Raw genomic sequence first — 22570 nt, 5'->3', positions numbered from 1 at the left:
ACTCTCTGAACCCAAGGAGCGCCAGCAGGCGAATGACCTCTGGCGCTGCAATTTTCGGAAACTTAGTTAACTGGAGTACGAAATGAACGATTTTTTCAAAGGTAAGAAACTGCTTGTTGTAGGTGGTACCAGTGGTATGGGTCTGGAAACTGCCCGAATGGTGCTGAAAGCTGGCGGTAGTGTGGTATTGACAGGCAGTAAACAAGACAAGGCAGAGGCCGTCCGTAGTGAGTTGAGCGCGCTCGGCCCGGTTTCTGTGATAGTTGCAAACCTCATGACTGAAGAGGGCATGAATTTCGTTCGCAATGAAATCAATGCCAACCATAGCGATATCAGCCTGATGGTGAACTCCGCCGGCATATTCATTCCCAAAGCCTTCACCGAGCACGACGAAGCTGAGTACGACATGTACCTGTCTCTCAACCGTGCGACGTTCTTCATCACCCAAGCAGTGGTCAAGAACATGCTCGCCGCCAAGCGCGAAGGGTCAATCGTCAACGTCGGCTCCATCGGTGCACAGGCCGCATTGGCAGGTTCGCCGGCCTCTGCCTACTCCATGGCGAAGGCAGGTCTGCACGCGCTGACACGTAACCTGGCAATTGAATTGGCTCACTCGGGTATCCGCGTCAACGCCGTCTCGCCAGGGATCGTTCACACCTCGATCTATGAAGGGTTCATGGACAAAGAGGCAATTCCAGCAGCCATGGAATCGCTTAACGCGTTCCATCCGCTGGGGCGTGTGGGTGTTCCGGAAGATGTCGCCAACACCATCCTGTTCCTGCTGTCGGACAAGACGTCCTGGGTGACCGGCGCTATCTGGGACGTGGATGCTGGAATCATGGCCGTTCGTGCCTGATTTCAGCTAACGCAATCTGATGGAAGTCGTCATAGCGCGACTTCCATTCCATCACCAAGAGTGCTGGGAGGTGCAATGGCTCGAACGTTTATCCAAGGCCATTTATCTGGCCCAGCTGGCGGCAGCTAGCCAGCTTCTGGTGTAGGGCGGCTGAAGTCTGGCCGCAGGAGATTTCAATGTCGATTTCTACAAGAGCAGCGCTGTTAAAAGTCGCAGAAGACCAGATGAGGTCTAGGGGCTACTCAGCATTTAGTTATGCTGATCTGGCCGCGAAGATTGGTATAAGAAAAGCCAGTATTCATCATCACTTCCCGACCAAAGAGTGCCTCGGTCAAGAGTTGATCAAGGACTCTATCAGTCGCTTCCAATCAACCTTGAGGTCAATCGAAGACGCTGATCAGGATCCGCTGATGCGACTTCGAGCGTTTTCCTGCCTGTTCAGCATCAGTGCGAATGAAGGGCTTCTACCTTTGTGTGGCGCACTGGCGGCAGAAATGGCTGCGCTACCATTATCGCTTCAAGGGCTTACTAGGGGCTTTTTCGAGGCACAACTTGACTGGCTGGAGAAAGCCATCAGTGAGGCCGCCATGAAAAACGCGCGGTTGCTGCCTATGCCTGCTGAAGCCTACGCGTTCATGCTGCTGAGCACGCTAGAAGGTGCAAGTCTCATTGAGTGGACAATAGGCAGATCAGTGGATCCCTTGGCGGGATTTAACTATTTGCTTCAACCGCTAGAGCGTTCAGCCCTCTCGTAGTGTCATGAACTCAAACATGCCGGTAGCCATCATAAGGGCTGTTTTTAAACAGTCTTTTGGTCTTTGCCCAATAAGTGGCTGCGTCTTTCATTTCCTTCAGTGTAGAGTTATTTATGAACGGTGTTTCGAAAAAGTTTGTAGTGGATATTTGGTCTGATTTTGTCTGTCCTTGGTGTTGGGTCGCTAAGCGTCGTTTCGAAAATGCGCTTGAAAGTTTCCCGTACAAAGACAGTGTTCAAGTCAAAGTAAGAGCGTACCGTCTTGCCCCGAATCATGCTGCTGAGCCTATGGTAGGAGCCCTCAAACGTAAATTGGGTAGTCCAGCCGCCGCTGTAACCATGATGAGTACGGTGAAGCAATATGGCCAATCTTCGGGGCTTGATTACCGTTTCGAAACCATGCTGTTTGGTGATACTGCGGATGCGCACGTATTAGTCAAAGCAGTCGAAGATGAAGCCGTGAAGAAAAACCTGGTGGAAGCGCTCTATGAGCAAAGTACCACCCAGGGTAAATCGCTCTTTGACAGAAAAAGTTTAGAGGCGATAGCAAAGTCTGTAGGGGTATCTGATGAGTCGATTCGACTCGCGTGGTCATCCCCGGATCTGCGCCTTCAGATGCAGGAAGACGAGCACGTGGCGGCCCAATTCGGCTCAGGCGTTCCGTTTTTTGTGTTCAATAGTGCATTTTCCATGTCGGGTGCTCAGCGTCCAGAAGACTTTCTCCAAGCATTCAATCAAATGTATTTGGAAGCAAAGGGCGAGGAGGAGTCGTTCAGCGGTCAAGTCTGCGGTATTGATGGATGTAATTGATGCTAGAGGCTTTGCGGCACCTGTTGGTGCTGCAATCTCTAGATTTGAAGTGGCGTTGTGGGTGAGGTGCAAATGAACCGTATCGTAGACTTGAAAGCCGAACAGTTCGCCAGATTCGTTGCAAAAGGCAGCAGCGTCGTGCTGTTTTCGGCGTCTTGGTGCAAGCCTTGCCAGGAAATGAAGCCGGTCTTTAATGACCTGGCAGACAAGCTGCATTCTCGCGCCGCATTCGGAAAGATTGATGTGGCTGTTTCGCCGACGATTTCCCAGATGTACGGCATACGATCAGTGCCATCCTTGGCGATTTTTCACGAAGGGCGGTTACGTTTGGTTCTGGCCGGCTCTCGATCGGTTGCCGCGTTGAAGAAAGCAATCTTGGCTGACTTGAAGGACGTCTTGTAGACCGGTTTCAAAATGGCATTAAATCTTTCGATCTTCGTTAGCTATCTTTCTCCTCCGCCTTGGCTCGACTTTGCTCCGGCCAGGTATTGATCGGATGAGCTCTATCTTCATTGAAGATTTCCGTTAGCAGGGCGTTGGCCCGCTTGTATGCGTCGTACTTGAACTCAGTGTCGTCCTCGGGCTGCGCGGCCATTTCTTCAAGCATTTCCTGGTTCAGGCGGCGGAATCGATCCGCGCGTTCACGGGCCTCGTAGCGCCCGACGCCCAGTTGTTCCAGCGCTCTGCGTCCAAGGGACAAAGCGCTCTCAAAAGTCTCCCGCTCAACTGCTTCTATGCCCATCTGGCGTAGGGTAATGATGTGCCCCATATCCCGAGCGCGCACCACCAGCTTCAGAGAGGGAAAATGCTCTTGGGCCAGCCGGGTTAGTGCCAGGTTATCGTCCTGATTGTCGATGGCGTTTATCAGCACCACTGCTTGAGCAGCACCGGCGGAGTGCAGCAAATCGAGGCGGGTCGCGTCGCCGTAGAACACCTTGACCCCGAACTTGCGCAACGTCTCGATATGATCGGGATCGTGATCCAGCACTACTACTTCAAAACCACAGGACATTAATAGACGGCCCGCGATTTGGCCGAATCGACCAAAGCCGGCGATGATTACCCGAGGATTGCGCTGGTCGATGGTGTCAGCTTTCTGATTGTCCTGTTTACTTGCGGACTCCAGGCGATTGAGCACAAGGATCAGCAGAGGTGTGACGCACATGGACAGTGCGACCGCCAAGGTCAGGCTTTTACCCCAAGGGTCGACTAGGATGCCGGCAACCGTTGCTGCGCCAAACACGACGAAGGCGAACTCACTGCCTTGACCCAGAAATACCGCCTGCCAAGAGCGTTGTTCAGTCGGGACACTCAAGAAGCGCCCAAGGAGCTTGATCACCAGCAGCTTGATCAGGATAAAACCCAAGGTCAGCGTCAAGACTTTCAGTGGTGCATCAATCAACGTACCGAAGTCGATCGACATTCCGACGCCAATAAAGAACAAACCGAGCAGCAGTCCCTTGAATGGCTCGATGTCACTTTCCAGCGCGTGCCGGTATTCCGAGCTGGCTAACAGGACGCCGGCGAGAAATGCTCCCATAGCCATGGACAATCCTGCCTCTTCCAGCAACAACCCAAATCCAAACACCAGAAACAGCGCAACGGCACTGAAGATTTCGCGCAAGCCTGAGCGCGCGACAAAGCGCAGAACGGGCCGGGAGACGTACTGACCCAAGAGCACCACCGCGACGATCGCGCCGACGATTTTTGCGATGGACACCGCGAGTTCCGCGCCGGAAGGCGTACCACCATTTACTGCTAACAATGGAATCATCGCGACCAGCGGAATCGCCGCGATGTCCTGGAACAACAGCACGGCAAAGCTGCTGCGACCCACGGCGGTCGGGATCATGTTTCGCTCGTTCATGGCCTGCATGGCGATGGCGGTCGACGACAGACTCAGCGTCAACCCAACCAACAGTGCTGCTGTCCAGTTCAAGCCAAGTGCGGCGCAAAACACGGCAATTGCAACACCGCAGGCAAGCATCTGCAATGCGCCGCCACCGAAGACCATTCGGCGCATGGCCCAAAGACGTTTGGGATCAAGTTCGAGACCAATGATAAACAACATCAAAACTACGCCGATTTCAGCAAAGTGCAGGATGGATTCCACATCCGTTACCAGCTTCAGGCCCCACGGGCCGATCAGACAACCGGCAAGCAAATAGCCCAATACCGGGCCCAGCCCCAACCGAACGGCGATGGGGACTATCAAGGCAGCTGAGCCCAAGTAAATGAGCATTTCAATCAGACTGTGAGTCTCCATATCAATCTTCCTTCCAGGAGGCCAAGCGCGCGTAATAGTGCTCGATTTGTGAGTGTAGGGAGTCGGGTGCAGCTGCATACGCGCCGTGCACCACCACCGGGTTCAGCCAGCGCATGTTGCAATAGATTGCCGTTGCGTGGAGGGGTTGAGCCAACACCGAGAAACCTGGGTGGTCGCCTATTTGGAAATGATCGTGCTCGCCACCCGTCGTGACGGCCCACATCAGACTCTTATCTTTGAGGGCGACAGAGCCTTTGCCGTATGCCCAACCGTGAGTGAATACTTTATCGATCCATAATTTCAAAAGAGGCGGGGAGCTGTACCAATACATCGGATGTTGCAATACGAGCATCTGTGCTTGTTCGACCGCTCTCTGTTCAGTCTCAACGTCGATGTTGAAGTCCGGATAAAGGTCATATAGGGAGCGTATGGCGATGTTCGGATTGCTGGATGCGCGTTCGAGCATTGCTTTATTGACGAGTGATTTTTCGGGGTATGGATGAGCGTAAATGATAAGAATCAAGATGACCTCCAGGATGTCCGTTAGGTCGATGAGTGATAGAGCCCACCCCCACGTAAAGGATGGTTTTCATTCAAGCACTTTGAGGTCAATTAATGTCTTTTGAATGAAAAAGCCCCCCCTGGAGAAGATGCCAAATCCCAAGGAACGAGATGCATCAAATCCAGAAAAGGCTTGATTAGCAGGGCAGCGCCTTATTCGCCAGCTTGCAGCTTAAGCACCTTTTCTGCGGTGATCGGCTCTCCTGCAATACCCCAACTGCCGCTTTTAACTTCCTCGAAAAGAACCCAAGTGAGGGCGCGCATGTTTTCGCCCTCAACTGAGACCATGGCCTCGGTAACTTTATGAATCGCCTCGGCTTTTTGCTCTTCCGTGAAAACGCCTTCGATACCTTTAATAATTACTAACGGCATAGTGTGCTCCATTTCAATGAGGGCTTAAGGTCAGTGTCGAAGGCGCCCATATCTTCGTGACGTTAGGAAAGCGGGTTGCAATACACTCTTTGCACATACGCGTGAGAGGCAAAGCCCGCGTTATGACAGGCCGGCCCACGCACGACTGAACGTAGGCTTTGTCTTAAGGCAATTACGCTTCAGCCAGAACAGCGCTGGTCAGCGTTGACATGGTTTGGGTAGACAAACTATCTAAATGAAGCCACTGCATCGGAGCCAATACCACCGATCCGAATTCTAGTTTCATTGGAAGCAACTTGATTTTTACCCACGCGATCCGAACCATCAGCGGCCAGGCGGTTTGCCCCGACATGATCGGCGCCATCAGCGGCGAGACCTTTTGCCCCGACATGATCGGCGCCATCAGCGGCGAGACCTTTTGCCCCGACGTGATCGGCGCCATCAGCGGCCAGACGGTTTGCCCCGACGTGATCGGCGCCATCAGCGGCCTGGCGGTTTGCCCCGACATGATCGGCGCCATCAGCGGTGATACCTTTTGCGCCGACATGATCGGCGCCATCAGCGGCGACACCTTTTGCCCCGACATGATCAGCACCGTCGGCGGCCACCTGGCCTTTGTCACGCTCAGCACCGCTTCGAGCCAATGCGCCTGCACCGGCATGATCCGAACCATCAGATGCGACTGCGGTAGGTGTGGCTTGGCTATCAACAAACAATACAGAGCTTGCGGAGGACGCTTGCGCTTCGGCACGTATCGGAGATTGAGGCCCCAAGATGTATATTCCAATGGCTGATAAAAATAACCCGGAAACAATCTTACGGTTCATAACTTCTCTCCCTAACACTTTTCAAATTAATATTTAAAACCTAGTTAAGGTGCAGAGCAGGCCAGCCCACGCATAACTGAACGTAGGCTGTGCCTTAACGTAATTACGCTTCAGCCGGAACAGCCTGATGTGCGTTAACGTAATTCGGGTAATCGGTATACCCCTTATCAATCGAGTCGCTGACGCCGTAGTAGGTCGCGCGGTCGCCCTCTGCCAATGGCCAGCCGTTCTGCATACGCTCTACCAAATCAGGGTTGGCAATGTAGGCGGTGCCGAAAGCGATCAGGTCGAGTTCACCTTTGGCCAGTTCAGACTCTGCGATCTCTTTGGTGAAGCCGCCGGCAGCCATCAAGGTGCCTTTGTAGGCTTCGCGGAATGCAGCGCCGAAACCCGGAGGCGTTTGGGCGGCGACGATGGTCGGTTGGTAATTCAGGTGAACGAACGCCAGTTCGCGGTCATTGAGCGCAGCTGCCATGCTCATCCAGGTTTCTTCTTCGCCTTCGTACACGCCAAAGTCATACAGGCGGCCAAACGGCGAGAAACGCACGCCAATCTTCGAGCCGCCGATTTCGGCAGCGATTGCGTCAATGGTCTCCAGCAGGAAGCGCTGACGGTTGGCAATGGAGCCACCGTATTGGTCGGTTCGAGTGTTCAGGGCGCTGCTCAGGAACTGATCGAACAGAAAGCCGTTCGCAGCCATGATTTCGATACCATCAAAACCTGCGTCCATTGCCATCCGCGCAGATTTCACAAACTCGGCGATGACGCGTTTTACTTCCTCAGTTTCCAGAGCTCGTGGTGCGCTGGGTTGAACCGGGCCTGATTTGCTAGGATCGATCCACGCATACACCGTGGTATCAACCGCAGGCACCGTACCCGAGGAGACCGGTACCATGCCATGCACCGAGACATGAGACATACGGCCAACGTGCCAGAGCTGCGCAAAAATCTTCCCACCTTTGGCATGCACGGCTTCAGTGACTTTGCGCCAGCCTGGCAAGTGCTCATCTTCGTAAATGCCCGGGGTGTACAGATAGCCGCGAGCCTCGTCGGAGATAGGCAGGCCTTCGGTGATCAGCAAGCCGGCAGAAGCACGTTGCGCGTAATACAGTGCGTTGGATTCATTTGGAATGTTGTTCAGGGTTCGGGTGCGGGTCATCGGCGCCATAACAACACGGTTTTTCAGCGCAATGCCTGACAGATCGTAAGGGGTGAACAGCTTATTCATGACTAATCTCGACGTCGTTAAAGAGTTGAAGGCCGGATTTTGATTTATGGCTTGTCGAAGGCGTCGAGCACGTGAGTGCTGTAGACCAGCGCAGCCCCTGCGTTCATGTTGATTGCTACACCCAAAGCTTCTGCAACCTCTTCAGTTGTTACGCCGAGCTTTTTGGCCTCTGCAGCGTGGAAAGCGATGCAGCCATCACAGCGGGTGGTCACCGCTACAGCGAGCGAAATCAGTTCCCGAGTTTTAGCGTCGAGGTGGTTTGTTTTCGCGCCAGCACCTCCTAGCGAAGCCATGCCTTTCAAGGTCTCAGGGGACAAGCTATTCAGCTGTACCAGGCGAGCATTGATGTCTTGACGAGTTTGCTTCCAATCTTGCATAGGGTTCTCACGTGGGCGTTAACGCCCTGTAGGTTTTCGGGATAATTTTGAATCTGTATATACGCTACCATCTAGTTGGTAGGCATGCAACGAGGAATGCGACAATCGGCGTCATCATGTCATTCTGAAGGTGGCTGCGGGCGACACGTAGCTGGAGGGCTAGGGTGGCTGGGCGGCTTTAAATCTGGTATTGATGACCTACCTAGTGAATGGTAGTGTTTCTGTTGATGGGTAATTTCGGACAGGCGGAGCCCAGCACTATCAATCCTACGGATGACCATTCAGAGAGCCCTATAGCTAGTAGGAATCGCTGATGAACTACCTTGCACATCTTCACTTAGGTGGTCAGTAGCCGCAGCAGTTGCTGGGGAGTCTTTATGGGGATTTTGTAAAGGGGACGTTTTTAGGACATTTCTCTGCACAGACTGCAGAGGCAATCGTGCTACATCGCCGAATTGATGCTTTACGGATTCCCATCCACTGGTTAGAAGGGCGCTTGGGCGATTCCCCGTAGCAGACGTCGCTATGCGGGAATCGCGCTCGACATGTTTTTCGATCACTGCCTGGCGCGGGACTGGAAGCACTACGCAGACGTGCCCCCCCTGGATGTTCTCTCAAGAAATCTACAAGCTTTAGAGGGCGACCCTCGCTGCCGGAACGCTTGGCTCAGGTCGCACCGTTGATCATTAGGGAATATTGGCATGGGGCGTATAGCCCCAGACGCATCAGCACCACAGAAGGACGATTAACCCGCGACCGGCGTGCGCATGGTGACGAACTCCTCGGCGGACGTGGGATGCACGGCGATGGTTTCGTCGAAATCGCGCTTGGTCGCGCCCGCCTTCAAGGCAATCGCCAGCCCCTGGACGATTTCGCCGGCATCTGGGCCAACCATGTGACAACCTAGAACCTTGTCGGTCTTGGCATCCACCACGAGCTTCATCAGCGTGCGTTCCTGGCATTCAGTCAGGGTCAGCTTCATTGGGCGGAAACGGCTTTCGAAGATCACCACATCGTGACCGGTTTCGCGAACCTCTTCCTCGCTCAAGCCGACCGTGCCGATGTTCGGCAAGCTGAACACGGCGGTCGGGATCATTTTGTAATCCACCGGGCGATATTGCTCAGGCTTGAACAAACGGCGCGCCACGGCCATGCCTTCAGCCAGAGCAACCGGCGTCAGTTGTACTCGACCGATCACATCGCCAAGCGCCAGGATCGACGGCTCTGCGGTCTGATACTGATCATCGACCTCGACGAAACCTTTCTTGTCGAGTTTGACGCCGGTATTTTCCAGCCCGAGATTATCGAGCATCGGACGGCGACCGGTGGCGTAGAACACGCAATCCGCCTCCAGCTCGCGGCCATCCTTGAGCGTCACCTTCAGGCTACCATCGGACTGTTTGTCGATGCGCTCGATGTCGGCGTTGAATTGCAGGTTCATGCCGCGCTTGGTCAGCTCTTCCTGCAAGTGCTTGCGCACCGCACCGTCAAAACCGCGCAGGAACAAATCGCCGCGATATAGCAACGTGGTCTCGGCGCCCAACCCGTGGAAGATCCCGGCGAATTCGACTGCGATGTAACCACCACCCACCACCAGAACACGTTTTGGCAGCTCTTTGAGGAAGAATGCCTGATTGGAACTGATCGCGTACTCATGACCCGGAATCTCCGGGATCTGCGGCCAGCCACCGGTAGTGATCAGGATGTTCTTGGCGGTGTGACGCTCACCATTGATCTCGACCGTGTGCGGGTCGACGATCTTGGCGTGGCCTTCATGCAAGGTCACGCCGCTGTTGACCAGCAGATCGCGATAGATGCCGTTCAGTCGATTGATCTCGCGATCCTTGTTGGCAATCAGCGTCGCCCAGTCAAACTTCGCCTCGCCCGGCGTCCAGCCAAAACCTTGCGACTGCTCGAAGTCTTCGGCGAAGTGCGCTCCGTAGACCAGCAGTTTTTTTGGCACGCAGCCAACGTTCACACACGTACCACCCAAGTAGCGACTCTCGGCCACAGCCACTTTCGCGCCAAAACCGGCGGAAAAACGCGCAGCCCGCACACCACCGGAACCGGCACCAATCACATAAAGGTCAAAATCGTAGGTCATTCTCAATTTCCTCTGCAGGCAACCAGCATAACGACGCGGTTGGCTAATAGCGTGCTGGACAGGTCGTAGGATGTGAGCAGCTTATTCATGAAATATCTTGCAGTTGATTGGCTGGACGGAGGGCTAGTCAGCCATTTGTACTGATGCTCCCGCAGTGCCCTGTATTAAGTTCTGTCGAACGCATCCCAAACTTGAGTGCTGTAAACAATTGCAGCACCGACGTTTTATAATCGTGACGCTTTCTCTCTTTTCCAAGCTCTTTTCAGAGCCAATATTGAGCAGTACCGCATATGAGTAGAACTTATAATGGTAGTTTTGGCTGGAGGCAGAATCTAGGTTATAGGTACCTAGAGCTCCAGGCGGTAATGCATGACGCTACATAATCCGCATCCTGATTGTTAGTAAGCAAGTGGTCAGCTGAATCGAGCGAAATGAAGCTCTTGGGGTGTTTAGCTGTTAGGTAAATTTTCTGGGCTTGCTCTATTGATACAACGCTGTCTCCTGGCGAATGAAAAACAAGCAGTGCGCGTCGTAGGTTAGCGATATTTGTATCCTGCTGTTGGGCTTCAATATCATCGAGAAACTGTCTTTTGATATTAAATTCTCTTCCTGCCAGCATTACTTTATGTTCACCAATGTCTCTGATCGTTTCTACGTGCCCTTTGAACTGCTTCAGGACATGGGTTGCATCAGCAGGGGCACCGATTGTTACCACGCCTTTTGCCTCCGGGATATGCTTCGCCGCTGCTATGACTGCGGCTCCACCCAAGCTATGGCCAATCAAGATGGATGGAGCCTGATATGTATCACGCAAAAACTCCGCCGCAGCTACCAAGTCGGCAACGTTGGAGGAAAAATTGCTGTTGGAGAAGTCGCCATCACTGCTGCCTAGACCTGTGAAATCAAATCGGAGTACAGCGATGTTATTATCGACTAACGCCTTAGCAATTCTCGCGGCAGCTTTAATATCCTTCCCACAGGTGAAGCAGTGGGCGAACAATGCATAGGCTCTGGGCGCCCCCGGCGTCTCAAGCAGACCTGACAGGCTTATACCCAGGGCGTTTCGGAACGTTATCTTTTGTTTGCTCATGATGAGTTTTCCTTGAACGACTCTGCTACCTGGTCTCGTGCGAACCGGTAGGCGCGCAGATTGCTTCTACCAGATACTTGTGCTCAAACCTGCTCAGGGGCTGCTTCAAAAGCGGCGCTTAGCAATCCAGCATCAAGGGCAGACGTAATCTGACCACACATGAACTTGAATCGGCTTTTGCGACTTTCTCATATCAGCCACTCTCGATCGTGGCAGCCAATCCTCAGAATTAATCAGTGGACGGACTGCCTCAGTAAGAGCCTATCTTCAGATAAGCGCTCCCAATTACCCTTTGTCGAAGGCGTCCAGCACGTGAGTGCTGTAAACCAGAGCGGCGCCCGCATTCATGTTGATTGCTACGCCTAACGCTTCTGCAACTTCCTCCGTTGTGACCCCAAGCTTTTTGGCCTCAGCAGCGTGGAAAGCGATGCAGCCATCACAGCGGGTGGTCACCGCTACTGCGAGCGAAATCAGTTCACGAGTTTTGGCGTCGAGGTGGTTTGTTTTCGCTCCGGCACTTCCCAACGAAGCCACACCTTTCATGGTCTCTGGCGACAGGCCATTCAGTTGCACCAAGCGGGTGGTGATGTCTTTACGAGTTTGCTTCCAATCTTGCATGGGATACTCGCTTAGGCGCAAAGCCCTGTAGGTTTACGGGAGGTGCTATAAATTCCAATAAACCATACCATCTAGTTGGTAGGCTTGCAATGGGCGCGGTAACCAGCTTGATCGTATGTGGAGCGAGGGCGTTGCTGCGTATCTCTGCTTATACGTAGGCGGTGATCTGCGACGGATCAAGGAGTGAAGCAGCCAGTCGCGTGAACGTCCTTCGCCAAGGTGTCGGAGTCATTGAAAAGCGTGAGGTATCAGCCGTCAATCTCAACAGTTATGAGACCGTTGTAAATCTCATTCCAAGTCTGCTGAGAGGCCCGATGCATGGTGCGTGTGCCCAGCGCGACGTCCTTCAGTACCTGGTAGACCTCGCGGGCGGTGAGAGCAGATTTTGTGTTCGAATTTTCCATCGTCTTGATTGCCGATACTCGTCTTGAGGTGTCCAAAATCATTAGGCCAGTTCAATGGCACTCGCTGAAGCGCGCTTCAGACACAAAGAGGCGCAAAATAGAATCACAACCCAAGATCGAGTTGCATACGCCACTCAAGTAAGTTTTCTGGCAACACATCGGGAGGCAAAGTTTGGACGATGCCTCGCAAAAGGTGACCGGAATGACAGTGGAGTATCGCGACTTTACTCGGGTCATCCCCAAAAAATGCTAGCTCTGCTCCTGCCCGGCGCTGACCGTTGCGCAGGGCTTCTAATGCCTCCTGACCGAGCCATTCGAGGCGTAGAAATCCATACATGTTCACCGCGCGTGCCCTCACATGACTCTTTAGCAGTTCAGCCACCAACTGCTCCAAGCCTTGCGCGCCGAGCGTGGCCACAGCCAATTGCCAAAGCTGCCCTTCGAGAGGGGTCGTGATCTTCATACGCACGCCAGGATGATGATGTGCTTGAGCTCCCGTTTCGACCTAAATCCGTCGCTCTGGTTTAGGGGTAGCTGGAGTGCTGGTGTCTTCCAAATGCGACACCAAAGCTTCTTTCAATTCCAACAACGCTTCTTGCAGTCGAGCGTCCTCGCGCCGGTCGCCCGAACTCGGCTTGAATTCTTCGACGTGTCTGAGCAAGGCTTCGGCATCGTTTGTGTTGAGATCAAATGTGATCATGTTGAGTCCGGGACTTGGAGGTGGGGAGCTCGCACTAGCAGGCGAATCCGTGACTGAGTTTTTCAAGCTCAGCCTTTACCAGCTCGTATCCGGCTTCAGTGTGAACGAGCTCCAATGGTGTGCTGCCACCGAAGGTGTTTTTCGGTTGGGACAGCCAAGTGTCGGCTTTTTCTTTGTTGCCAAAGACCTGCTCGGCTTGGCGTTGGATCAGCTCAACGTAATTCAATTTCGGGCCCCCGTGAGGATTGCTGGCATTCGTTCACTCCTCACTAAGATCGTACCTGACATTTTTCGGTGGAAACGGGTATACATTCTCATCATTTCGCAAGAGATGTTCCGCTTCGTCTAATTGGTGCAAAAGCATCACTTCTCGTGCCAATGACTGATGGTAGAGCATCTTCCAACGCTCCGCTTCTTCCTTCCTACGTCGAATGGATTCATTTACCAGCTTCTTCGGTTGAGCACGCAGCTTCTGTTCGGCGGCAAATCGCATTACCTCTTTGATAAGCTCGCCATAGACGGGGCGTTGTTTTTTGATACTCCCGGCACTTTTTCCCGCCTCTAAAGCAACAGCATTGAGGGTGATTGCTGTTCCAATCGGAACGCGGGAAGGTCTTCCTTCCACCAGCCGCTGCAACGCCTCGAAATACTGAAAAACGCTGTCTGAACGGGTACCGCCGTCTTTAGTCATATTGTTGTTTGTCATATCACGCTCGAAATGTTTAATCAGCTCGCTTTCGCAACCAAGCGGTCGCGCATTTTTTCCAAGTCCTGGAGGTTTTGTGCATCCATACGATATTCAAAAGATCCGGGGTCAAGCGTTTCTAGATCCAAGCGCAGTACTTCAATTACGTAGTCGAGCTTGCTAAGTTTTATTACTGACTCGCTGCATCCGTCACAAGTAGAGAAATCGGCATGTGCTCGCTTCTCGCATGGCAGTATCGAAAGGCACAATCCCACAGGCGTCGTCGTGCAAGCGATCAATCCCTTCTTCTTTCGGATGAGCAGTTGATCAATCGTTTCCTCTAGGACGATCGCCTGTTTATCTTTATCGTTTTGAATCCTCCGACCTTCAACTCCGTGCAGCTTTTCTTCGGAATAGAGTATATCTCTGATATAAATAGCGTTGCTTGCATCAAGAGCAGCTTCTTTGAATTCAGCTACCATTTCAGGTGACCACTCACTCATTTTCATCAGCCCAGCTGAACACCCTTTTTGGTAGTGTTCAGAGGTTGTTGCTGACAAATGACCCAGCACCCTTTTGAGAGGGGCTATGTCCATAAGGTCGTCTTCGGCGCAGTAGACTGTCATAGTGCGTCGAAACTGGTGAGTAGTGAAACTCCAAGGTTTACCGATCTGAAATTTTTTTTCGGAGCGCCAGTCTCGACTAGGGTCGATTAGCTCTAGGCAGAAAAGATCTTCCTCTTCGATGGGAATCGGAGGTAGGCGAGTCTCATAGTTAAAAGAAACACATTTATTGAATAAGCCAGGCTGCTTTTGCCTGGTAATCGGGATATGAGTTGGATTAATAAAAAAATTTTTTATGCCTTTATGCTCGATTGGCAAGTAAGGGTGGATGATCTCATAGATGTCAACGAGGGTCTGAAGAGGGGTCTGAATATGTTCAGTTGTGATCCATCTGGTGTCAACGGCTCTTCCAGTCGCCTTAGTTGAAATTCCAACTACATAAACACCTTCTTCGCACCAGCCGGTAGCTTTTTCAAGGCATTCATGCTCAAGCAACAATGCCTCGCCGCTGCGCATAAATGTCAATATATGAACTAAAGCTTTGGCGCAATATTGTGCAACACCCAAAAAATTTGGGGCAGACGCTACATCCAGAATTTTATATTTCCGGAATAAATGATCGAGACCATGCATACTCGTAGCTTCATTGAAGTCAGGTTCGCCTGCCGCATCTTGGCTAACCTCATTACTCATCTTGATCATGTACTGAGAATGTGTGCTTCTTGCGTAGAGGCGATTGCTCGCGGCTCGTTGGAGAAACTCAGTCAGCTGGGTGCGGTGTTGTTTAAAGTCTTCTAGGACTTCATGATAGTGACCCCAACGAAAGTTCAAAATTCGAGGTGGGATTACTGGGTGTTGTTTTTTACTCTTATGCGACGAGCCCCTGAAAACATTTTTCAGCGCCTTCATGAAGGCGTTTGGTATCAAAAACCAGTGTTTTGGGCACTTGGTGATATTGAATATCCTTAAAATTTGCCACAAAACGCTCGCGCGCGCATGAGCCATGCTTGCCAGCATAGGTTTGTATAGATCCGGTTTGTGTACAAGATCGCGGATCAGAATGTCATGATCATCGGCATATCTGCATAGATATAATAGTGAGTAAAACCCACCAAACTGGCTGCTAGCACGAAGTGTCTTGGTCGCTCCTTTGTTAGAGAACATACGCATCAGGAAAAAAATCTGAACCAGAAGGATGTTTTCACTGTTTGTAGGCTTATTGCACTTCAATCCGGCAAAAGAATATGTGATGTTATCGGTGATGACGAGTTTGAATTGGGTCATCTCCCAAATAAGATCACTTAGCTTCGACAAAGGCTGTCCGTGCTCATCAATCGATAGAATCAAGTCTTTAGATATATTGTTGAAAGACATCCCATAATAAACCTGAGGTTTGGCAACTTCCGGTTTTGTCAGTGAAGAGGCTTCGTCCTTCATAATAGGAAGTCGTGGGTTGGCCATTACAGTGTCTTTTGTTGATGTCATCGGATGGCTCCAATTTTGATGAAACGCTCAAGGTATTTCGTCCAGTACTCGGTGAGTTCACGCTCTTCATAAACTCGCTTCCGGATGATTTTCGAGCCAGCTATAGCTGTTGGGTTAAGTTCGTGAATTCTGTTCAAAAGTTTCTCGATGATTTCTAGCGCAGGCTGATGTATAAGGTTGAAATGATCAAGGTCGTTACAGGTTCCTAGGAATTTCTTGATGACATATTCCAGGCTGTAAAGTTTGTGGATACTTTCAGGCTCAGTTGTCACGCGGAATTCATTGCAAAAAAGGCATCCTCGGCTGTTTTTGCAGTCTGGTTCATAGCCTGATGGGATTGAAACTGCGCTTGTTGGTTTTGCGCCGCTGCATAAACCTGATGGGACTCTGAGATCCTCTGCGCTATCGAGCATTTTGACAATTTTTCTGACTGCCTCAACTATTCGGTCTATGGCCTCTTTTTCTTCAACGTTTGTGTAGTTTGCTCGCTGAGTTTTGTCTGAATGATGTAAAAGAGCAGCTGCAGTATCTTGGTCGTAGTTTTTTACCAGCCATGAATCCTTATACGCCCGAAGCTTTTTATAGCTCAACATCGGAAATGCTGGGTCAACCATAGCCTGCATTTGCACACAAAGATTTCTAAGCAGGTTTTCATCGAGTTGACGGAACTCGGAGATCGTTCGGTAATCGAATCCTATAAATAATTTGTCGAATTGGTGCCCATTAAGAATGTGCTTGCGTAGTTCAATGAATTTTTTGAAATGCTTGACGAATGGCGCAGCTACGGTAAAGGTGATGGGTTGCACTCCTCCTCTCTGCTTGATGCTGATAATACGAGTGCCTATGCTCCCCTTCGAAATCTCGTAAACGCCATTCCAAGGAGTGGATATAATAGTTGACTCATTCTCCCCGCTATTGAGTGCGAAAAGTGCTACGAAGCTGTCATGCGCTAACTTGTGCAGTCGAACCATTCTTTGGCAGTACATATCAGAGTTGCCCTCTGCGAGACGGTTAGCAGATTTATAAGCAAAGGATTGATGGTTTTTATAGTTTGCATTCGGATTCTCTTTGTTGACTTCAGACCAAAGCTTGCATTTTCCGGTTTCGTAGTCGACGTATCGACTTATATGCCCGCTGCGAGCTTTGTTCGTTACAACGCTGTCGGTAAGGAATGGATAAGCCTCCGTAGTAAGAACTGCCCGTTCGTTGTCGATCTTTATAGCATGCGGAAAAAGATGTTTGCTTAGAGTGAAATCAGCCAGTTCATTGAACACGCTTGTGAAAACATTGACAAACCGCTTCACCGGAGCCTCTGGCGGCGGCTTTGTAGACGAAGATTTATCAGTGATGGACTGAATTCGTTCGATGCCTGCACTAAAATCAATTTTTGACTCCGGAAAAAGATACGAGCCACACTCTATCGCCACCGATTGAAGTTTCGCTTGTGTAACTTCCTTTCGGTCGCTTTCTTTGAGGTGTGTAGTGAATGCTTGTAATGCACACTGATAGCTTTCAGGTGACTCAAGGAAGCCTATGAGATCACTGTTATTGCAGAAGTTGACAACCAACGCAAAGTCAGCAAGTTTTGAACCGGCTCCGGCAGCAGTCTTATCTGAACATGCCATCGTAATTACTTCACTTACCAAATTTTGGATAGGCTTTGCCCGCTCTGGTCTATGGAGTGATACCTCCACAGTTTTAGGCAAGCGCACGCTTTTTTTACCTGTGAAGCACCAGGCACCAACGTCATGGTGTTTTCGATGCGCCGAGCGAACTACGATGTTCTCTAGAACATTGGACTTCAACAGCGCCTGCAGGTAAACCGAGGTGCGCACACCATATTTTTTTGGCTGTTGTGTATCGATGTGTAAGTCAATGGTTGAAATATTATCTAGGTTGCGCATGTCTAAATCTCGTTGTTGCACATGTCTATGATGTGCTGTTGGTACTCCTTATCTGCTTGGTAAATAATGTCCTTATTTTGCTGGAAGTTTAGGTAACCTTGGGTTGTTTTTGAGTTGCTGTGATTCATACGCTTGCGTACATAATCAATCAATTGCATATAGTTGATCTGCCCTCGGTTAAGCATTTCGCGTCGTTCCTCCACCAAATTCATTCCAAAGGTTGCACGGAGGTCGTGAAAACTAAAGTCCACGTCACACTCCAACTCTTGCATTAAAGGTTTCAAGTATTTTGAAATGAAGCTACGTACATATGAGCCTTTCTCGTTGCTTTCGAATCTGCCTCTATCGCTTTTCGCAACATAGTAAGGGGTGCCAGTCTTGCTCAAAAAAAGATACTGCGCGCCCTCAGGTTGCTCAGGAGCTAACGCTGCTCGATGTAAATAGCGATCGGAATTGATATAAATGCTCAACTTATGGTGTAACCATTTGGGCATCATGATGGTCTGAGGTTTGTCGTGCTTCGCGTCTACCAGTGAACCTCTCCCCGCGCGCACTGGTACAAGATCGAAGCTATTAGATTCGCTTGGTTGAATTGATGAAACTCGAAGCGTTAATATGGTTTGAATGCGCATCCCCGTCACCAAAGCAATCGTAAAAATTAAGAGCATTTCGGGATGCCCGGTTTTTATTAAGGCTTCGAGCAGTGCCAGCTGTTCTTTCTTACTCAGCGGTATCAGCTTTCCACCGTCAATAATGTACTCGCCCGTGGAGTTAGGTCGGGTCGCGGGGAAAGTTAGATCCGTGTACGTAATGTACTTGGTGCGCTCGTATCCATAAGCATCTTCAAATTTTATCGTGGACTTCTTGGTTTTCCATGGGGGCTGTTCAGGAGTGAAGTTTCTATTCTCCATCAAGTCCTTATAGAACGTTATCATTGTCCGTATTTTTGCGTTTGCAGTTGCTTCGGAGATCAAAAGTTTTTTTGTTGGTAGATTGAATTTCTCTTTGTAGATGTAAGTTGGTCGCTCGAAGCGATACCCGCTAAAGTCGAGAAAATGCCGGCCTTCACTAGCTAGCGTGTTCATGAAGTCTGCCAGGTGTCCCGCCATGGCGAGCAGGGTTTCTGGGTCTTTTGAATCATCATCAAGAGCCAAGCGCAACAGGAAAAGTGTTCCCTCCTTCCATATCGAGCCATCAGGACTAAGAATGACAGGCTGGGATTGTAGAACTTGAACTGTATGATCAATGCAAGTCACAGGATAAAGAGTTCCGCCATGCTCACTCGGTTGAATCCAGCCTCGCGCCTCAGACTCGTCGCAACGTTTGAATAGGTCAACGTTGAATAATTTTTGTGCTCTGAATACTGTTGCGATATTTGTGTTATCGCTCTGGCTAACTTTTTCAGTGGCAGCAGGGGGCTTCAAAAGCATTAGCACTTTCCCAAAATTTGGCAAAAAAGGATTTCTCAGTTGGTTTTCATCAGCTGTCTTGAAATGCAACTTGTGTTAGTGGAGATCAAGAATTGAAGGTGGGTGGGGCTCGGTCTTTGTTATTGGCCCCGTTGTCCTTTAGTTGTGTCCATCGTATTCAACTCACCAGCCGCTGTCGCGTCGTCCTGACGAGTGGTAGTTGTTTTTATCATATATTGATGAGCGAATTTTTTTGGTGATTTCGGTTTTTTTCACGTAATTATTTATTTAGGTTCGAGTTTGGTTATTAAATTACAAGGAATACAGGGATCCCGGAGTAATGAGAGTTGACGGGTTTGTCATATATTGATTTTGGTTTGCGGTGGTGAAAACTGACGTATTTCGGAATCGACGGCGTCTCAAGCTTGCATGTTTCGTTCTGAATTAGAATAGGATCTGTCAACGCCCGCACAATCAGGCCCGATGACGAAATGGTCTATTGTAGTGGTCAACTAATTCCGACACGACGTTAAGTTTTTGCGCGGCCTGAGCTGGGGCCAGCCCATTGTAGAATTGGTGCGGTCGAATCCAGTTGTATCGGTGCATCAGGTAATGACTGATGTCTCGGTGCGCTTCTTGTGCCGTCATATAGCCCACGGTCGGTATCCATTCAGTTTTCAAGCTACGAAATACGCGCACCATCGGCACATTATCCCAACAGTTTCCACGACGACTCATGCTTTGACGCATTCATTCGGTAACGCCTGAACCGTTGGCGAAACTGGCGACTGACATATTGCGCGGCCTGATCCGCGTGAAACAGCAGTCCTTGAAGCCTGTCACGCTGTACATAAGCCATGTCCAACGCCTTGATCACCACCTCGGCATCTGGCTTGTTCGGCAGCGCCCAAGCCCACAATTCGGCCCACGAAAGATCCAGAACGACAGCCAGGTAATGCCATTTCCCTTGAGGCCAGATGTCTACATATACACAGAGGGGGAGATTGGAGGGAGGGTAGGCGGGGATTGTCAAGGGGTTGGGAATAGGGGGTAATTGCGAATCGAGCGTTGTGTTGACGTCGGTGTCCATGGAGGAGCTGGATTCGAGGTGGGATTGGGAGAACAGGGTGGTAGATTCCTAGGTATCGCACTCCTCGGCTGTCCATTTTTGTTGTGAGGTCACACGATGCGTGTTTTGGGCAAAGGTCACACGTAGTTCTGTACTTTGACCGTGTGCAGGGTGATATCCACCACGTCACCGTCGGCACCCACTTGTGGCATTTCGATCCAGTCGCCAACCCGTAGCATGTCATTGCTGGTCAGCTGCACGCTGGCGACGAACGACAGCAGGGTGTCCTTGTAGACCAACAGAATCACCGCCGACATGGCGCCCAGACCCGACAGCAGCAACAGCGGCGAACGGTCGATCAGGGTCGCGACGATGATGATCGCGCCAAACACGAACAGAACCATTTTCGCCAACTGCACGTAGCCTTTGATCGAGCGCGTGCGGGCATGTTCGGTGCGTGCGTAGATGTCCAGCAAGGCGTTGAGCAGGGCGCTCAGGGCCAGCACCAAGAACAGAATGGTGAAGGACAGGGCGACGTTACCGAGGAAATTCTGAACGGTTTTGCTCAGTTCCGGCACCAGGTTCAAACCGAACTGGATCACCAGCGACGGGGTCATTTGCGCCAGGCGATGGAACACCTTGTTCTGGAACAAATCGTTGAACCACTGCATCGCCGGTTGCCGGCCAAGCAATTTGACGGCGTGCAGCACCACATAACGCGCCACTCGTCCGAGCAGCAAGGCGATCACCAACAACACCATCAGCGCCAGGCTGGAATGCAGAAGCGGGTGCTGGTCGAGAGCGCCCCAAAGGTCTTGGGTATTGAGCCAGAGCTGTTTGAGATCCATGGGTTAAAACGATTCTTCTGTAGGACGAGAGGGGGCGATTAGAGCATTTAAGACGCATCGAGTTACGTTCAGGGACAAATCCGCTAACAAAATCGCCATTGTTTGCGTCCGATTGCATAAAGAAACTCGGCCTTCGCGCTCGAAACCGTTACCCTATGCAGCTGATTTTTTGTATTTCTTCGAGGTAGCACCCGTGTTTTCCCAATTCGCCCTGCACGAACGCCTGCTCAAAGCCGTGGCCGAGCTTAAATTTGTCGAGCCAACGCCAGTGCAAGCAGCGGCTATCCCGCTCGCGCTCCAAGGGCGTGACCTGCGGGTGACTGCGCAAACCGGTAGCGGCAAAACCGCTGCATTCGTATTGCCGATCCTCAACCGTTTGATCGGCCCGGCCAAAGTCCGCGTCAGCATCAAGACCCTGATCCTGCTGCCGACCCGCGAGCTGGCCCAGCAGACCATCAAGGAAGTTGAACGCTTCGCGCAGTTCACGTTCATCAAGTCCGGCCTGATCACCGGCGGTGAAGACTTCAAGGTCCAGGCCGCCATGCTGCGCAAGGTGCCGGATATCCTGATCGGCACCCCGGGCCGGATGATCGAGCAACTGAACGCCGGCAACCTCGACTTGAAAGAAGTTGAAGTGCTGGTGCTCGACGAAGCCGACCGCATGCTCGACATGGGCTTTGCCGAAGACGTACAGCGTCTGGTCGACGAGTGCACCAACCGTCAGCAGACCATGCTGTTCTCTGCCACCACCGGCGGTTCGGGCCTGCGCGAGATGATCGCCAAGGTCCTGAACAACCCTGAGCACTTGCAGCTCAACGCGGTCAGCCAGTTGAACGACACCACCCGTCAGCAAATCATCACCGCTGACCACAACCAGCACAAAGAACAGATCGTTAACTGGTTGCTGGCCAACGAGACCTACCAGAAGGCCATCGTCTTCACCAACACCCGAGCCATGGCCGACCGTATCTACGGCCGTTTGGTGGCGCAGGAGTACAAGGCGTTCGTCTTGCACGGCGAGAAAGACCAGAAGGATCGCAAGCTGGCGATCGACCGTCTGAAGCAGGGCGGGGTCAAGATCCTCGTCGCCACCGACGTTGCCGCTCGCGGCCTGGACGTGGAAGGCCTGGACCTGGTGATCAACTTCGACATGCCGCGCAGCGGCGACGAATACGTTCACCGCATCGGTCGTACCGGCCGTGCCGGCAACGATGGCCTGGCCATCTCGCTGATCTGCCATGGCGACTGGAACCTGATGTCGAGCATCGAGCGCTACCTCAAGCAGAGCTTCGAGCGCCGCACCATCAAGGAAGTCAAAGGCACCTACGGCGGACCGAAAAAGGTCAAGGCCTCGGGCAAAGCCGTTGGCGTGAAGAAGAAAAAGGTCGACGCCAAAGGCGACAAGAAAAAGACCGGAGCCAAGGCTCCGACCAAGCGCAAAATCGCCAACCGCCCGAAGACCGACGCCCTGTCGCTGGTCAGCAAGGACGGCATGGCGCCGCTCAAGCGCCGCAAGCCGCAAGCACCGGCCGCTGAATAACGCGCCTTGGCGATTCCATAAAAAACCCGGACAGTGTCCGGGTTTTTTCATTTTTGGCTTATGGCGATCGTGAGGTCGAGCCTGACGCCAGCGCCGTCAG

Annotated in this window: 22 protein-coding genes and 3 pseudogenes; 6 read left to right on the top strand and 19 right to left on the bottom strand. The window is 51.6% G+C overall.

Features of this window, described 5'->3' with window-relative positions:
- Window positions 1-82 precede the first annotated feature (82 nt).
- From AC1RJ3_RS03010 to AC1RJ3_RS02995, 4 genes are all read left to right on the top strand, one after another.
- Window positions 83-856, top strand: a complete 774-nt coding sequence (locus tag AC1RJ3_RS03010) for an SDR family NAD(P)-dependent oxidoreductase (protein WP_493077398.1) — start codon at window positions 83-85, stop codon at window positions 854-856.
- 176 nt (window positions 857-1032) lie between these two features.
- A complete protein-coding gene (locus tag AC1RJ3_RS03005; protein ID WP_493077396.1) occupies window positions 1033-1611 on the top strand; it encodes a TetR/AcrR family transcriptional regulator in 579 nt (192 codons plus the stop codon).
- A 113-nt stretch (window positions 1612-1724) separates the two neighbouring features.
- On the top strand, window positions 1725-2420 hold the full coding sequence (locus AC1RJ3_RS03000) for a DsbA family oxidoreductase (RefSeq protein WP_493077394.1): 696 nt from the start codon (window positions 1725-1727) through the stop codon (window positions 2418-2420).
- A 72-nt stretch (window positions 2421-2492) separates the two neighbouring features.
- Window positions 2493-2822, top strand: coding sequence for a thioredoxin family protein (locus AC1RJ3_RS02995; protein ID WP_493077392.1), 330 nt, complete (start codon window positions 2493-2495; stop codon window positions 2820-2822).
- 37 nt (window positions 2823-2859) lie between these two features.
- Here AC1RJ3_RS02995 and kefC read toward each other — a convergent pair whose 3' ends face one another.
- The 6 genes from kefC to AC1RJ3_RS02965 form a co-directional block, all read right to left on the bottom strand.
- A complete protein-coding gene (kefC, locus tag AC1RJ3_RS02990; RefSeq protein ID WP_493077390.1) occupies window positions 2860-4686 on the bottom strand; it encodes a glutathione-regulated potassium-efflux system protein KefC in 1827 nt (608 codons plus the stop codon).
- 1 nt (window position 4687) lies between these two features.
- Window positions 4688-5209: a glutathione-regulated potassium-efflux system oxidoreductase KefF gene (gene kefF, locus AC1RJ3_RS02985; RefSeq protein ID WP_493077388.1), complete on the bottom strand. Its 522-nt coding sequence runs from the start codon at window positions 5207-5209 to the stop codon at window positions 4688-4690.
- Window positions 5210-5400: 191 nt separating this feature from the next.
- Complete coding sequence (locus AC1RJ3_RS02980; RefSeq protein ID WP_019579167.1) at window positions 5401-5619, bottom strand: tautomerase family protein; 219 nt, start codon at window positions 5617-5619, stop codon at window positions 5401-5403.
- 172 nt (window positions 5620-5791) lie between these two features.
- Window positions 5792-6280, bottom strand: a complete 489-nt coding sequence (locus tag AC1RJ3_RS02975) for a hypothetical protein (protein ID WP_493077385.1) — start codon at window positions 6278-6280, stop codon at window positions 5792-5794.
- Between the two features lie 269 nt (window positions 6281-6549).
- Window positions 6550-7674, bottom strand: coding sequence for an alkene reductase (locus AC1RJ3_RS02970; protein WP_493077383.1), 1125 nt, complete (start codon window positions 7672-7674; stop codon window positions 6550-6552).
- 44 nt (window positions 7675-7718) lie between these two features.
- Window positions 7719-8051, bottom strand: coding sequence for a carboxymuconolactone decarboxylase family protein (locus AC1RJ3_RS02965; RefSeq protein ID WP_493077381.1), 333 nt, complete (start codon window positions 8049-8051; stop codon window positions 7719-7721).
- A 361-nt stretch (window positions 8052-8412) separates the two neighbouring features.
- Between AC1RJ3_RS02965 and AC1RJ3_RS02960 the strand changes: the two are divergent.
- Window positions 8413-8763: pseudogene (locus AC1RJ3_RS02960) on the top strand (ACP phosphodiesterase); the annotation flags it as partial.
- 33 nt (window positions 8764-8796) lie between these two features.
- On the opposite strand, the gene gorA reads toward AC1RJ3_RS02960, so the two are convergent.
- The 13 genes and pseudogenes from gorA to AC1RJ3_RS02895 form a co-directional block, all read right to left on the bottom strand.
- Window positions 8797-10155: a glutathione-disulfide reductase gene (gene gorA, locus AC1RJ3_RS02955; RefSeq protein WP_493077379.1), complete on the bottom strand. Its 1359-nt coding sequence runs from the start codon at window positions 10153-10155 to the stop codon at window positions 8797-8799.
- Between the two features lie 337 nt (window positions 10156-10492).
- A complete protein-coding gene (locus tag AC1RJ3_RS02950) occupies window positions 10493-11245 on the bottom strand; it encodes an alpha/beta hydrolase family protein (protein WP_493077377.1) in 753 nt (250 codons plus the stop codon).
- A gap of 285 nt (window positions 11246-11530) precedes the next feature.
- Window positions 11531-11863, bottom strand: a complete 333-nt coding sequence (locus AC1RJ3_RS02945; protein WP_493077375.1) for a carboxymuconolactone decarboxylase family protein — start codon at window positions 11861-11863, stop codon at window positions 11531-11533.
- A 248-nt stretch (window positions 11864-12111) separates the two neighbouring features.
- Window positions 12112-12267 (bottom strand): DUF7693 family protein, encoded by a 156-nt coding sequence (locus tag AC1RJ3_RS02940; protein ID WP_493077842.1) that lies wholly within the window; start codon window positions 12265-12267, stop codon window positions 12112-12114.
- A 103-nt stretch (window positions 12268-12370) separates the two neighbouring features.
- Window positions 12371-12730, bottom strand: coding sequence for a hypothetical protein (locus AC1RJ3_RS02935; RefSeq protein WP_493077373.1), 360 nt, complete (start codon window positions 12728-12730; stop codon window positions 12371-12373).
- A 42-nt stretch (window positions 12731-12772) separates the two neighbouring features.
- Entirely contained in the window at window positions 12773-12967 is a 195-nt protein-coding gene (locus AC1RJ3_RS02930) for a hypothetical protein (RefSeq protein WP_493077371.1), read from the bottom strand.
- A gap of 34 nt (window positions 12968-13001) precedes the next feature.
- The gene (locus AC1RJ3_RS02925) at window positions 13002-13193 is read right to left on the bottom strand and encodes an antitoxin Xre/MbcA/ParS toxin-binding domain-containing protein (RefSeq protein ID WP_493077369.1); all 192 of its coding nucleotides are present in this window, start codon (window positions 13191-13193) and stop codon (window positions 13002-13004) included.
- A gap of 33 nt (window positions 13194-13226) precedes the next feature.
- Window positions 13227-13673: a hypothetical protein gene (locus AC1RJ3_RS02920; RefSeq protein ID WP_493077367.1), complete on the bottom strand. Its 447-nt coding sequence runs from the start codon at window positions 13671-13673 to the stop codon at window positions 13227-13229.
- Between the two features lie 20 nt (window positions 13674-13693).
- Window positions 13694-15700, bottom strand: coding sequence for a hypothetical protein (locus AC1RJ3_RS02915; RefSeq protein WP_493077365.1), 2007 nt, complete (start codon window positions 15698-15700; stop codon window positions 13694-13696).
- On the bottom strand, window positions 15697-17604 hold the full coding sequence (locus AC1RJ3_RS02910) for a hypothetical protein (protein ID WP_493077363.1): 1908 nt from the start codon (window positions 17602-17604) through the stop codon (window positions 15697-15699). The genes AC1RJ3_RS02915 and AC1RJ3_RS02910 overlap by 4 nt, the downstream gene beginning before the upstream one ends.
- Before the next feature lie 2 nt (window positions 17605-17606).
- Window positions 17607-19034: a tyrosine-type recombinase/integrase gene (locus AC1RJ3_RS02905; RefSeq protein WP_493077361.1), complete on the bottom strand. Its 1428-nt coding sequence runs from the start codon at window positions 19032-19034 to the stop codon at window positions 17607-17609.
- 453 nt (window positions 19035-19487) lie between these two features.
- Window positions 19488-20064 (bottom strand): annotated as a pseudogene (locus AC1RJ3_RS02900) (DDE-type integrase/transposase/recombinase); the annotation flags it as partial.
- Between the two features lie 161 nt (window positions 20065-20225).
- Window positions 20226-20930, bottom strand: a pseudogene (locus AC1RJ3_RS02895) (mechanosensitive ion channel domain-containing protein); the annotation flags it as partial.
- A gap of 193 nt (window positions 20931-21123) precedes the next feature.
- Between AC1RJ3_RS02895 and AC1RJ3_RS02890 the strand changes: the two are divergent.
- Window positions 21124-22470 (top strand): DEAD/DEAH box helicase, encoded by a 1347-nt coding sequence (locus tag AC1RJ3_RS02890; protein ID WP_019692457.1) that lies wholly within the window; start codon window positions 21124-21126, stop codon window positions 22468-22470.
- Window positions 22471-22570: the final 100 nt, after the last annotated feature.

Source organism: Pseudomonas sp. GW822-FHT04C11 (genome assembly GCF_058800905.1).
This window is presented reverse-complemented; position numbering and strand designations above follow the sequence as displayed.